At 70.8% G+C, this 13,090-nt stretch carries 12 protein-coding genes and 1 riboswitch; of the genes, 2 read left to right on the forward strand and 10 right to left on the reverse strand.

Features of this window, described 5'->3' with window-relative positions:
* Positions 1-69: 69 nt before the first annotated feature.
* The 7 genes from ACZ4TO_RS06185 to ACZ4TO_RS06215 all read right to left on the reverse strand — a co-directional run bounded on the left by ACZ4TO_RS06185 (position 70) and on the right by ACZ4TO_RS06215 (position 7,841).
* A complete protein-coding gene (locus ACZ4TO_RS06185; RefSeq protein WP_468023552.1) occupies positions 70-705 on the reverse strand; it encodes an MBL fold metallo-hydrolase in 636 nt (211 codons plus the stop codon).
* A gap of 72 nt (positions 706-777) precedes the next feature.
* Positions 778-2,073, reverse strand: coding sequence for a bifunctional 3-oxoadipate enol-lactonase/4-carboxymuconolactone decarboxylase PcaDC (gene pcaDC / locus ACZ4TO_RS06190; protein ID WP_382788184.1), 1,296 nt, complete (start codon positions 2,071-2,073; stop codon positions 778-780).
* Between the two features lie 105 nt (positions 2,074-2,178).
* A complete protein-coding gene (locus ACZ4TO_RS06195) occupies positions 2,179-2,442 on the reverse strand; it encodes a DUF6059 family protein (RefSeq protein WP_468023553.1) in 264 nt (87 codons plus the stop codon).
* Positions 2,439-4,163 (reverse strand): ATP-binding cassette domain-containing protein, encoded by a 1,725-nt coding sequence (locus ACZ4TO_RS06200; RefSeq protein WP_468023554.1) that lies wholly within the window; start codon positions 4,161-4,163, stop codon positions 2,439-2,441. Before ACZ4TO_RS06200 ends, ACZ4TO_RS06195 begins: the two co-directional genes overlap by 4 nt.
* Positions 4,156-5,127, reverse strand: coding sequence for an ABC transporter permease (locus ACZ4TO_RS06205; RefSeq protein WP_382788190.1), 972 nt, complete (start codon positions 5,125-5,127; stop codon positions 4,156-4,158). The genes ACZ4TO_RS06200 and ACZ4TO_RS06205 overlap by 8 nt, the downstream gene beginning before the upstream one ends.
* Positions 5,128-5,130: 3 nt before the next feature.
* Positions 5,131-6,210 carry an ABC transporter permease gene (locus ACZ4TO_RS06210; RefSeq protein ID WP_468023555.1) on the reverse strand — a complete coding sequence of 360 codons (1,080 nt, stop codon included), beginning with the start codon at positions 6,208-6,210 and terminating at the stop codon, positions 5,131-5,133.
* Positions 6,207-7,841, reverse strand: coding sequence for an ABC transporter substrate-binding protein (locus ACZ4TO_RS06215; protein ID WP_468023556.1), 1,635 nt, complete (start codon positions 7,839-7,841; stop codon positions 6,207-6,209). Before ACZ4TO_RS06215 ends, ACZ4TO_RS06210 begins: the two co-directional genes overlap by 4 nt.
* Positions 7,842-8,063: 222 nt before the next feature.
* Positions 8,064-8,173: riboswitch (SAM riboswitch) on the reverse strand.
* 249 nt (positions 8,174-8,422) lie between these two features.
* Between ACZ4TO_RS06215 and ACZ4TO_RS06220 the strand changes: the two genes are divergently transcribed.
* Both ACZ4TO_RS06220 and ACZ4TO_RS06225 read left to right on the forward strand, forming a co-directional pair.
* Positions 8,423-9,259 carry an LLM class flavin-dependent oxidoreductase gene (locus ACZ4TO_RS06220; protein WP_468023557.1) on the forward strand — a complete coding sequence of 279 codons (837 nt, stop codon included), beginning with the start codon at positions 8,423-8,425 and terminating at the stop codon, positions 9,257-9,259.
* Between the two features lie 130 nt (positions 9,260-9,389).
* Positions 9,390-9,869 carry a nucleoside deaminase gene (locus tag ACZ4TO_RS06225; protein ID WP_468023794.1) on the forward strand — a complete coding sequence of 160 codons (480 nt, stop codon included), beginning with the start codon at positions 9,390-9,392 and terminating at the stop codon, positions 9,867-9,869.
* Positions 9,870-9,944: 75 nt separating this feature from the next.
* Here ACZ4TO_RS06225 and ACZ4TO_RS06230 read toward each other — a convergent pair whose 3' ends face one another.
* The 3 genes from ACZ4TO_RS06230 to ACZ4TO_RS06240 form a co-directional block, all read right to left on the reverse strand.
* Entirely contained in the window at positions 9,945-10,397 is a 453-nt protein-coding gene (locus ACZ4TO_RS06230; RefSeq protein WP_382788198.1) for a cupin domain-containing protein, read from the reverse strand.
* Between the two features lie 145 nt (positions 10,398-10,542).
* Positions 10,543-11,808, reverse strand: coding sequence for an MFS transporter (locus ACZ4TO_RS06235; RefSeq protein ID WP_382788200.1), 1,266 nt, complete (start codon positions 11,806-11,808; stop codon positions 10,543-10,545).
* A gap of 8 nt (positions 11,809-11,816) precedes the next feature.
* Complete coding sequence (locus ACZ4TO_RS06240; RefSeq protein ID WP_382788202.1) at positions 11,817-13,073, reverse strand: ATP-grasp domain-containing protein; 1,257 nt, start codon at positions 13,071-13,073, stop codon at positions 11,817-11,819.
* Positions 13,074-13,090: the final 17 nt, after the last annotated feature.

Genomic DNA, 13,090 nt, shown 5'->3' on the forward strand with positions numbered 1-13,090 from the left:
CCGGAGACACTCCGTGCCGTCGCCTCTCCGGGACGGCGCGAGGGCACCGCGGGTGCGGGCGCGGACGGCTCAGACCTCCGCCGACGCTCCCGGCGCGAGCCGCAGATGATCGGAGCCGCCGAGGGCACCGATCTGGCGGTCGTAGATCGGCCGCGCGAGGTCCGTGAGCAGGGCGTCGTGGATGTCGTACGCGCGTTGCGGCTTCACCTCGCGCACGTAGTCGATGACCTCGGAGATCTTGTTCCACGGGGCCATCACCGGGAGCATCAGCGTCTCGACCGGCCGCTCGGGGACGGTCAGGGCGTCCCCGGGGTGGAAGAGGCGGCCGCCGTCCACGAGATAGCCGACGTTGGTGATCCGCGGGATGTCCGGATGGATCACCGCGTGCAGTTCGCCGTGCACCTGGACGTCGAACCCGGCGGCGGTGAAGGTGTCGCCGTGACCGACGGTGTGCACCCGGCCGGGGAAGGCGGCGGAGACCTTCTCCGCCACCGACCGCAGGGTCCAGATCTCGGCGGCCGGGTCGGCCTCCATCGCCGCGCGCAGCCGCTCCTCGTCGAAGTGGTCCGGGTGCTCGTGCGTGACGAGGAGGACGTCCGCGCCCACGGCGGCGTCCTCCTCGCTGAAACCCCCGGGATCGATGACGAGCGTCCGCCCGTCCTTCTCGAGACGGACGCAGGAGTGCGACTTCTTCGTGAGCTTCATGAGTCCATCCTGCCCCCGCACCCGGCCCGGGGGTCACTCCTGTGGACGAGTCCGCCGGACGACCCCGCCCGTTCACTCCTGGGGGGTGGTCTCCTCACGGATGACCTTCTGGGCCACCCGGAAAGCGCTGTTCGCCGCCGGGACTCCGCAGTACACGGCGGTCTGGAGCAGCACCTCCTTGATCTCCACCGGGGTGAGCCCGTTGCGCAGGGCGGCGCGGGTGTGGACGGCCAGCTCGTCGAGATGGCCCCCCGCGACCAGCGCGGTCAGCGTCACACAGCTCCGCGAACGCCGGTCGAGTCCGGGCCGGTCCCAGATCTCGCCCCAGGCGTACCGGGTGATGAACTCCTGGAAGTCTCCGGAGAACTCGTCCGCCGAGGTCAGCGCCCCGTCGACATGGGCGTCGCCCAGCACCTCGCGGCGCACCTTGATCCCGATGTCGTACGGGTCCTGCCGTCCCGCGGGCTCCGGGGCGACGGGGGCCGGGGCGATCTCGGCGAAGGGCGCGACCGGCGGCGGGGCCGCCTGCACCGGGTAGGCCTGCGCCACCTGGACCGCCATCTGCCCGGTGGACGAGTCGAAGGCGGGCAGCCAGGCACTGGAGAAGTGCCGTACGAGCAGATCCGTCACGGCGGCGGGCTGCTCCACGGGGACCAGGTGCGAGGCACCGGGGACGACCGCGAGCCGGGCGTCCGGTATCCCGGCGACCAGCGTGCGCGCCTCCGCGGGCCCGGTGACCTCGTCGTCGGAGCCGGCCAGGACGAGGGTGGGAACGCCCGCCATGCCCAGCTCGCCCCGTACGTCGAAGGCGGCGAGCGCCTCGCAGGCCGCGATGTAGCAGCCGGGGTCGGTGGTGCGGACCATCTGCACGGCCCACTCGGTGATCGCGGGCTGGGCCGCGGCGAACCCGCTCGTGAACCAGCGTTCGGGCGAGGTACGGGCGATCGGGTCCAGGCCGTTCGACCTCACGACCACCCCGCGCTGCCGGAACTCGTCGGCCGTGCCGAAACGGGGCGAGGCGGCGATCAGCGCCAGGGACGCCACCCGCTCGGGGCGGCGCAGCGCCAGTTCGAGCCCGATGGCCCCGCCGAAGGCGCAGCCCGCGTATCCGAAACGCTGGATGCCCAGCCGGTCGAGGGTCGCCAGCAGCCGTCCGGCCAGTTCCGCAACCGATCCGGCAGGATAGGCGGGCGCCCCGCCGTGTCCCGGAAGATCGAAACGGAAGATCCGCCAGCTCTTCGAGAGCTCGGGAATCTGCCGGTCCCACATGTGCCAGGTGGTGCCGAGCGAGGGTCCGAGTATGAGGACCGGAGCGTCTTCCGGGCCGTCGAGGCGGTACTGCAGGGTATTCGTCGGTGTCTCACTCACGCCCTGCACGCTCTCACATCACACGAATTTTCACGTGATCGGGCCTGAATTCCGTGCGAGCTGTCCCTCTATGGGGTGGCGTCGTGAGGGTCCTCCGGCCCGGCTTCACGTATATGTTCGCCGGACCTCTATACCCAGAGCACACCAGAGCTCACGTTCCACGTCCGTCGGCGGGACGTGCGCGGCGGGACGCTCCGGGTGCCCGGCCGGTGGCCGGCAGTTCGTGTCCGGCGTCCGGTCCGGCTCGCCGCCCCGGACGGAGGGCTCGGGCAGCGGGCATCCCGACAGCATGGAGCCGACCGCCAGCAGACCGGTGGTCCACCGGGCGAACACGTCGGTCCATCGGCGTGCGCGGCGCCTGTCGGTCATGTCCTTGCCGCTCCTTCGTCGAGGGCGTCCACCCCGCCGTGGGAACGGAGGGTATCCCGGTCCTCCCGGACGCCGGCGAGCGGATCCCGTCGGCGGGACTGGCGGACCGGGTCGGGGACGGGCAGCGCGGCGACGAGCCCACGGGTGTAGTCGTCCTGGGGCCTGCCCAGTACCTCGGCCGTCGAACCCGACGCGGCGACCCGGCCGCGGTGCAGGACCACGACCCGGTGGGCGACCTGCTCCACGACCGAGAGGTCGTGACTGATGAACAGCGCCGCGAAGCCCAGCTCCCGCTGGAGTTCGGCGAACAGGCCGAGCACCTTCGCCTGGACGGACACGTCGAGGGCCGTGGTGGGTTCGTCCGCGACGAGCAGCCCGGGCCGCAGCGCGAGCGCGCGGGCCAGGGCGGCACGCTGCCGCTGACCGCCACTGAGTTCGTGGGGGTAGCGGTCCGCGTAGGAGCGCGGCAGGTGCACCGATTCCAGCAGCGTCTCCACCTCGGCGCGGATCGCCGCGGCGGCCAGATCGCGCCGGTGGACGGCCAGCGGTTCGGCGACACTGTCGGCGACGGTCAGCAGCGGGTTGAAGCCGGCCGCCGGGTCCTGGAACACGTAGCCGATGTGGCCGGCCCGGCCGCGTGCGCGTCGCCGGGTCGTCAAGGACTCGCCGAACACCTCGAGTTCACCGCCGGTCACGGCCGTCAGACCGGCGACCGCCCGGCCGATGGTGGTCTTGCCGCTGCCGCTCTCCCCCACCAGCCCGAGCACGTCACCCGGTCCGATCTCGAAACTCACGCCGTCGACCGCCCTGAAGCCCTTCCTCCTGAGCCGTCCCGGGTGCTCCACGACCAGCCCGGCAGCGCGCACGACCGGCGGCCCGCTCTGCGCGGCGGACGCCGGCGCGCGGCCTCCTTGCCGGCCGAAGACGGGGACGGCGGCCAGCAGCTCCCGGGTGTAGGCGTGGCCGGGCGCCGCGAACAGCGCGCGGACCGGCGCCTGTTCCACCACCTCGCCCTCGCGCATCACCGCCACCCGGTCCGCCATGTCAGCGACCACGCCCATGTCGTGGGTGATGAGGAGCACCGCGGTACCGAAGTCCGTGCGGCACCGGTGCAGGAGCTCCAGGATCTCCGCCTGGACGGTGACGTCCAGCGCGGTGGTGGGTTCGTCGGCCACGATGAGCCTCGTGCCGAGGGCGAGGGCCATGGCGATCACCGCGCGTTGCTGCTGGCCGCCGGAGAGTTGGTGCGGGTAGTGGTCCACGCGTGTGGCCGGGTCCGGGATGCCGACCTTCTCGAGCCAGTCGACGGCCAGGGCACGGCGTTCGGCCCTGCTGCCGCCGTGCCCGTGGGCCCGCAGTCCCTCGGTGAGCTGCCAGCCGACGGAGAAGACCGGGTTGAGGGCCGTGGACGGTTCCTGGAACACCATCGCGGCGTAGGTGCCGCGCAGTTCGCGAAGGCGGGCCGGGGACGCGGTGAGCACGTCCTCGTCCGGATCGGTGGTGCCGTCGCCCAGCAGCACCCGGCCGCGGGTCGCCGCCGTGGCGGGCAGCAGACCGAGGACCGACTTGGCGGTCACGGTCTTGCCGCTGCCGCTCTCGCCGACCAGGGCCAGCGCCTCTCCCGGAGCGACGGCGAGGTTCACTCCTCTCACCGCCGGGGCCGGACCGGCGTCGGTGGCGAAGGTGACCCGCAGGTCCTCGATGCGCAGCAGGTCAGTCATCGTGCGTGCCTCCGTCCGTCGTCGTGGGTGTCGCCGCCGCGGCCCGCCGCCGGAGCCGGGGGTCGGCCAGATCGGTGAGGCTCTCGCCGAGGAGGGTGGTGCCGAGCACGGTCAGGACGATGGCCAGACCGGGCGGGACCGCGGTCCACCACAGTCCCGAAGTGACGTCGGCGACCGAGCGGTTGAGGTCGTATCCCCATTCGGCGGCCGAGTTGGGCTCGATGCCGAAGCCCAGGAAGCCGAGCCCGGCGAGGGTGAGGATGGCCTCGGAGGCGTTGATGGTGAAGATCAGCGGGAGGGTGCGGACCGAGTTGCGCAGCACGTGCCGGGACATGATCCGCCGGGTTCCGGTGCCGATCACACGGGCCGCGTCCACGAAGGGCTCCGCCTTCACCCGGATCACCTCGGCCCGTACGACACGGAAGTACTGCGGGACGAAGGCCACGGCCACGGAGCAGGCGGCCGCGCCGAGACCGCCGGCGAGGCTCGACCGGCCGCCGCTGATCACGATCGACATGACGATGGCGAGCAGCAGCGGCGGGAACGCGTAGAGCGCGTCGGCCACCCCGACCAGCGTCCGGTCCAGCCGGCCGCCGAGGTATCCGGAGACCAGGCCGAGCACCGTGCCCGGCACCACCGACAGCGACAGTGCCGCGAGGATGATCTCCAGGGCGGTCCTGGCTCCCCACACCGTGCGGGACAGCACGTCGTACCCCGCGATGGTGGTGCCCAGGGGATGTGCTCCGCTCGGAGGCTGCTGTGATCCGAACAGGCCGGATTCGTCGCGGAGTTGCGCGAAGCCGTGCGGGGCGAGCAGCGGGCCCAGGAGCGCCGCGAGGACGAAGAGCGCGGTGAGGACCGTGCCGGTGAGCAGCATGGCCCGCTGGACCGCGCCGCCGGTGCGCAGGCGGACGCGCAGGCGCCGCGGCAGCACGGTCCGCCGGCGGAGGAGGAGCTGGGCCACGGCTCAGTACCTCACTCGGGGGTCGACGAGGGCCGCGACGACATCGACGACGAAGTTCGTCAGCGCCACGACGACGGCGAACAGGGCCACGATGCCCTGGACCGCCGGAAAGTCACGGACCGTCAGGTAGTGGGCCAGTTCGTAGCCGAGGCCTTTCCATTCGAAGGTGGTCTCGGTCAGCACCGCTCCGCCGAGCAGCCCGGCGACCTGGAGTCCGAGGAAGGTGATGACGGGGATCAGGGCGGGCCGGGCCGCGTGGTGGGTGACCAGGCGCAGGGGCGCCACTCCGCGGGATCTGGCGGCTTCCACGTAGTCGGCGGAGAGGGTGCCGATCAGGTTGGTGCGGACCAGCCTCAGGAGGATGCCGGCCACGAGCAGGCCGAGCGCCAGGGCGGGCAGTACGGCGTGCTTCAGGACATCGACGACGGCCGCCCCGTCACCGCTTCGCAGGGCGTCGACGAGGTAGAGGCCGGTCGTGCTGGACTGGTCCTGGAGGAAGAGCTGGACGTCGGTGCTCGCCCGGCCGGACGCCGGGAGCCAGCCGAGCCGGATCGCGAAGACGAGCTTCAGCAGCAGCCCCGTGAAGAACACGGGGGTGGCGTAGGTGAGGACGGCGAACAGCCGCAGCGCCGCGTCGGGCGCGCGATCCCGGTACGAGGCCGCGACCAGGCCCAGGGGGACCCCGACGACGAGGGCCACGACGAGTGCGTTGAAGGCGAGTTCGGCGGTGGCGGCCCCGTAGGTGCCCAGCACGTGGGTCACCGGCTGGTCGTCGGTGACGGTGCGGCCGAAGTCGCCCGCGGCCAGGGAACTCAGGTAGTCCAGGTACTGGGTGAGCAGCGGCCGGTCGTAGCCCGCCTGGTGCAGTTTGGCCTGGAGCTGGTCCGGGGTGAGGCGGTCGCCGAAGGCGGCACTGACCGGGTCCCCTGTGGCGCGCATCAGGAAGAAGACCAGGCTGACCAGGATGAGCACGGTGGGGACGATGAGGAGGAAGCGGACCACCAGATGGCGGAGGAGTCCGTACCCCGCGGCGCCGCCGGCCGGAGCGGCGGCGCCGGGGACGTCCCGGGTCAGGGCGCTCACTTCTTCGCGAGCCCGGCCCAGCGGAACTGGTACGCGCTGCTCAGTTCGTCGGGCACCCCGCTGACGTCGGTGCGGGTGACGATCGCGGTGGACCCTTGGAGCAGCGGCAGCAGGGGCACCGAGGCGGCGGCCCTGTCCTGTGCCTGCTTGAGCAGTCCGGCGCGTGCGGTGGCGTCGGTCTCCGTCTCCTCCTTCTTTATCAGCTCCCGGACGGCGGGGTCGGAGTAGTCGTTGGCGACCCAGCTGTTGGCCGAGTAGAAGGGCGAGAGGTAGTTGTCGGCGTCCAGGTAGTCGGCGTACCAGCCCAGTTGGTAGAGCGGGTACAGGTGCTTGACGCGGTCCTTGCCGTACTGGGTCCACTCGGTGGACTGGAGGTTCACCTTGAACAGGCCGGTGGCCTCGAGCTGGGTCTTGACCAGGGCGTACTCGTCGGCCGAGGAGGAGCCGTAGTGGTCGCTGTTGTACTGGAGGCTGAGGGTGACCGGGGTGGTCACCTTCGCCGCCCTGAGGCGCGCGGCGGCGGCCGCCTTGTCGGGGCCGCCCTTCTTGTCGCCGTAGAGCGACTTGAAGGAGGCGGTGGCGCCGGTGAGTCCGTCGGGCACGGAGCTGTACAACGGCTGGTAGCTGTTCTTGTAGACCTGCTGGGCGAGTTGGGTCCGGTCGACGGAGTCGGCGACGGCCTGCCGTACGGCCAGCGCCTTGGCCTTGTCGGGCTTCTTGGTCCTGGTGCCGTAGGGCTGGGTCCGGAAGTCGAAGACGATGTAGCGGATGCCGTTGCCCGAACCGGTGTGGACCTTGATGTCTTTCTTCTTGGAGAGGTCGTCGAGGTCGGCGGTGGTGAGCGTGCGGTAGACGGCGTCGACGGTGCCCTGCTGGACATCGAGCTTCAGATTGCTCGCGTCGGTGTAGTACTTCAACTGGACGTTCTTGGTCTTCGGTGTGCCGAGACCGCCGCCGTAGGCGCTGTTGGCGGCAAAGGAGACCAGCGAGTTCTTGTCGTAACTACGCACGCCGTACGGGCCGTTCCACGGCTTGCCCGCCACGATCGTCTTGTCGTCCAGGATCTTGCCGGCGGGGAAGACCTGTTCGTCGACGATGTAGCCGGCGGCGGTGGACAGCACCTGCGGGAACAGCGTGTCGTCGGCCGACTTGAGGGTGAAGACGACTTCGGTCGGCGTCGGGGCGGCGACGGAGTCGAGGTCGTACAGGAGGGACGAAGGACCGTTCTCGTCGGCGATCCTCAGATTGCGGTCGAAGCTGAACTTGACGTCGGACGAGGTCAGTTCGTGGCCGTTGGCGAACTTCAGGCCCTTCCTCAGCGTGACCGTGTACTCCTTGGGGCCGGTCGGTTCGATCCCGGTGGCCAGGTCCGGGGAGACCTCCGTGGCCCCGTTCTTCACGCTCAGCAGGGTCGCGTAGACCTCGCTCTCGATGGTCCCGGAGCCCGCGTCCCACGAGCCCGCGGGATCGAGGCTGGTCACCTGGTCCGTGGTGCCGACGGTGATCGCCGCCGCCGTGGAGCCGGTGGACGTCTTGCTGCTCGTGCAGCCGGTCAAGGCGACCAGGAGCGCCGTGCCGAGGGACATCGCGCCGAGGGACCGGAAGGGTCTGGTGGTGCCGTGCTGTGCCATGGCTGGTCTCCGCTTCCGCAGGGTGGGGTGCACGAAGGGGGCTTCGGCAGGCGGGGCATGCCGAGCGCGCGCTGTCGTGTGAAGGAGGGCGGGGTGAGGGAGGGTCAGCCGTGACAGAGGCAGCTGCAGACCAGCAGCAGATCCACGTGGCGTCGAGAGCACAGCACAAGGCGCGTCGGCACGCTGTCCTCCCGGGAAGGTCGTCGGCTCTCGGGCCGGATGGGAACGCACTTGCAGAACAGGAAGATCCGCCGAGCCTTCACCTGGGGCACCCCACTGCGTCGAGGGTTGCCGTCCGGCCAGCCAGGGCTTGATCACCGGAACTCGTAGCTCGCGCTCACCGTAGATTCCCGGTTCTCCCGGCGTCAAGGGCTTCCCGAGTCGCCGGCGGAAGAGATTCCGGCGGACCTGAGAGAACGGCGAGTTCTCCGCCCGACAAGCAATGCGAATGACATCTGACGGTATGTCAGATTGCAATCATATTGCACGGACCCGGGCCTTCGGACGGAGGCGTAGGCTGCGGCCGGAAATGCACGCTCGTCAACTGCCCTTCACCAGCGCCAGGTTGCTAGGCTCGGGCCATGCAGATAGGCGTCAACGTTCCCAATTTCGGACCCGGAACCGGTCCGGAAACCCTTTCCCGTTGGGCCAAGACGGTGGAAGGCCTCGGCTTCGACCTATTGATGGTCTCCGACCATGTGGCCATCACATCGGATGTCGCGAAACAGTATCCCGCCCCGTTCTACGACCCTTTTACGACACTCTCCTGGCTGGCCGGTCAAACGGCCCGGGTGAAGCTGGGCACGACGGTTCTCATCGCGCCCTACCGGCACCCCCTGCTGGTCGCCAGGATGGCGGCCAACCTCAATCAGCTCTCCGGCGGCCGACTGGTCCTCGGTGTCGGTGTCGGCTGGGCCCGGGAGGAGTTCCAGGCGCTCGGCGTTCCCTTCGAGCGGCGCGGCGCGCTGACCGACGAATTGCTCGAGACCCTGCGAACGGCGTGGGCCGACGAGGCCGATTACGGGAGCGGGCGGATTCCGCTCTGGATCGGCGGCAACAGCGACGCGGGACTGCGCCGGGCGGCCCGCCACGGCCTGCCGTGGCATCCGCTCCGGTTCACCATGCCGTGGTTCCGCGACGCGGTGGACCGGCTGAAGGACATCGCGGCCGAACTCGGCCGGCCCGTGCCCGACCTGGCCCCGCGCATCGTTCTGCGGCTCACGCCGAAGCCGGTCGACCATCCGGACCGCCGGGCCGGTGAGGGCACCATCGAGCAGGTCCTCGACGACATCGAGCAGTTGCGCCTCGCCGGTGCCGGCACGGTGGTCCTCGACCCCTACAACGGCGACCCGGACGAGACCCTCAGGCCCGAGGTGGCATGGCAGGCGCTGGCCACCGTGGCCGCGAACCTGGCATAGCGCACCGCACCCCTCCACGCCCAAGCCCCACAGAGACGGAGCCACGGTGGCCCCCACCACGCACGACCCTGACCACAGCGACAACCCCGACGGTGTCGGCGCCCGGTCCTCCGCCGTCAGCGCGGCCGACCTGGTCCATCTCCGCCGCTGTCTGGAGCTGGCGGCCGAGGCGGTCGACGCCGGCGACTGGCCGTTCGGCTCCCTGCTGGCCGACGCGGACGGCAAGGTCCTGGCCGAGGACCGCAACCGCGAGTCCAGCACGGGGGACCCGACCCGGCACCCGGAGTTCGAACTCGCCCGCTGGGCCGCGGCCAACCTGAACCCCGAGGAGCGGGCCGCTGCGACCGTCTACACCTCGGGAGAGCACTGCCCGATGTGCGCGGCCGCGCACGGCTGGGTCGGACTGGGCCGCATCGTGTACGCGAGCTCGTCCCAGCAGGCCCGGGACTGGAAGGCCGAGTGGGGCGTGCCCATCACCTCGCCCCTGAGCCCGTTGTCCGTCCGGGACGTCGTACCCGGCGTGGAGACCGCCGGACCGGTCCCCGAACTGGCCCAGCAGGTCAAGGAGTTGCATCTGCGCTTCCGGGCCGGCCTCGACGCGGCGGGCTGACGGCGCGAAGGAGCGAACCGGGCCCGGCGGCGTGACGCGCCGCCGGGCCCGTTCCCGTGTGGACGATCAGGCGGATCAGACCATGAACTGGTCGTACTTCGCCATGTGTTCCTGCAATTCCTCCAGGCTCGGGTTGCGCCCGTCGGCCGTGAGACGTCCCAGACCGCGGAAGTAGTCCTCGCGGTCGTAGATCGGATAGAACATGATCAGCAGGGTGGCATCCTCCTTGCCCCGGTTCGTGAAACCGTGCGGCTCACCCTTGGGTATGTAGGCGAACGCGCCGGGCTCACCCACCACTTTCCGGTCGCCGATGGTGAACTCGATCTCACCGCGCACCACGTAGAACATCTCCGTGGACTTCTTGTGCACATGCGGACTGGCTCCACTGGCCTCGGGAGCCATGTGATGCTCGAAGAATCCGAACTCCCCGTCGGAATCGGGTGTGGTGAGCTTCAGATACGTCCTTTTCGTGTCCCGGATGTCGACGAACTCTCCCCCGCCCGGCGGAACATACAGCGGAACAGACATTTCTCTCCTTGGATATTGTCGATTCAGGTGGTGTCGATTCAGGGTGTTCTCAGAAACCGGTCCGTGTGATCCGGCTCGTACTCCCGGGCCCGTACTTCCGGCTCGTACGAACGGCTCGTCCACCGGGCCGGCCAGCGCGGAGGGCTCAGGTGGCCTCGGCGAGACTCGGGTCCCGCTCCGGCCGCTTCGCCGCCTCCGCCATTGCCCACCGGCCGATCACGGGAGCCACGAGGCCGCTCGCCGCGAACAGCGCGGCCAGCGCGATCCACCCCGCGGTGCCGACCGTGACGATCAGGCCGACCAGGATCGGTGCCGCGATCTGCTGCACGGCCACACCGAGCCAAAAGACCGAGAGGTAGACGCCTTCCTGGCCGGGCACGGCGAGCAGATAGGAGCCGCCCCAGCCTCCGGCGGACTGCCACAGCTCGCCGCCCGTCAGGGCGATCATGGCCAGCAGCAGCGCCCCGACGGCGAGCACGACCGGCAGGCCCGGGGCCGTGACGAGCAGCAGGCAGCACGCCGCGAGCGAGATGCCGGCGCGCACCAGGGCCCGTGCCGCGCCCGGGATGTCGTCGGTCCCCCGGCTCGCCCGCACCTGCAGGAGCACCGCCAGCACGGTGTTGACCGCGACGAGCGGGGAGATCAGCGCGGCCGGGACATCCGTGTGTCCCACGATCCACAGCGGTATCCCGATGCTCAGCAGAGTCATGTGCATGGTGAGGATGGCGTTGATCCCGGCGTACGACAGGAACGATCCGTCGCGCAGCACGCTGACGGAGAACCTCCGGCGGAGGTTCGCCGTCGGAGCGTTGAGCAAGGGCAGCCGGGACGCCAGGGCCGCGAGCACGGCGAACGAGGCGGCGTTGAGCAGCAGGATCGCGGTGTATCCGGCCCGGGTGTCGATCAGCAGTCCGACACCGCCCAGCAGGGCGCCGACGGTGAAGCCGACGTTGCGCATCGACCGGAGGATCGCGACGACCTTGACCCGTTCCGTGGTCGGCACCGCCTGTCCGACCAGGGCCTGCTCCATCGGTGCCGCCGCTTTGTCGACGAGGCCGAGCAGGCACACCACGGTCAGGAACTGCCACAGGTTCTGGACGAACGGGTACACCACGAAGCAGGCGGCGCGCCACAGGCTCACTCCGACCAGGACCTTCTTCGGGCCGATGCGGTCGGCCAGGATCCCGATCGGGATCGCCGTGCCCAGGGCGACGGCGGCGGACAGCCCCAGGCCGAAGCCGAGGTTGCGCTCGGACAGGTGGACCGCCCTGGTGACGAACGGCACGGACACTGCCAGGAACGCTCCGGTCCCCACCGCGTCGATCATCGCCATCACCGCCAGCCGGGTTCCCACCGGGCCGCCGGGCACGGCCCCGCGCAGTCCGCGGACGCGCTGCCACAGAGCAGACATGTGATCCCTCACTCGGTTGCGATACGGACGGCGGCGACGGCGTCCAGGACGTGCCGGCGTGCGGTGTCGGCGTCCGGCCCGGTGGCGATGACGTGCCCGGCGCGGTCCCAGGAGGACGCCCAGGGCCGTACCTCCTGACCCGCCTCGGCATCCACCTCCACGGCGTGTACGCCGGGCAGGGCCTTCGCCGTGTCCACCCCGGCGACCCGCGTCACCGTGCCCGGCTCGGCGGCCAGGAAGCGGATCGACGAGGTGCGCCGCGGGGACCGGGGCAGCTCGACCGGCCGGCCGGCCAGCAGCTCGATGAGGTCCAGCCTGATCGTGGTGTCGTAGGCCAGGTCGATGAGGTCGATCAGATGGTCGCCGGGGCAGCGGCCGGCGCATTCGACCAGCGTCGGACCGGACGGCGTGAGGATCCACTCGGCGTGCAGGATGCCGGTGCCGAATCCGAGCGCGGCGACCAGTGCCCTCAGGGCCGTCCCGAACGCGGCCCGGGTGTCCTGGTCGAGCTGTGCGGGCAGCAGATGGCCGAGCTCGACCGGGTACGGGCCCGGGATGACGGTCTTGGCGGTGACGTTCTCGAAGACGATCTCTCCGTCCCGTACCAGCGCCTCGACACTGAACTCGGGTCCCTCCAGCCGTTCTTCGGCGAGGAATCGCCAGACCAGCGGCCGGTCGGGCACCTGCTCGTACTCGGCCGCCGACGAGGTCCGCTGCCAGACCTCGGCCGCGGTGGTGGCGTCGACCGAGTCCAGCACCTGCACTCCGACGCTCGCCTGCCGGTTCGCCGGTTTGACCACCACCGGCCCGTCACCGGCGAAGTCGAGGATGTCCCCGGGTCCGTGCACCTCCCGCCAGCGCGGGTTGCGGACACCGCCGGCGGCCGCCGCCTCGCGCAGCCGGATCTTGTCTCGCAATGCCTGCGCGGCTCTCTCGGTGGCTCCCGGCAGGCCGAGCTTGGCGGCCAGCGCCGCCGCGGCCGGCACCGCGTACTCCAGCGCGGGGACGACGGCGGCCACCGGCCGCGCCGCCGACAGTTCGACCGCCAGGTCGAGCGCTTCGGCCGACTGCTGGTAACTCGCCGGGACGATCCGGTCCAGGCAGTCGAAACCCGCCGCGGCGTCCCGCAGGTCACGCTTGCGGATGATGTCGGGCTCCTCGATCACCACGACGGACCCGCTGGGGACCCTCCCGTCGATCGCGCGCAGGTAGGCCGCGTTGTAGCCGACGAACAGCACTTGGGCGTCCGTGTCGGGGGCGGTCACGGTGACCTCCTGGTTGT

The sequence above is a fragment of the Streptomyces sp. NPDC028298 genome, from assembly GCF_055565895.1.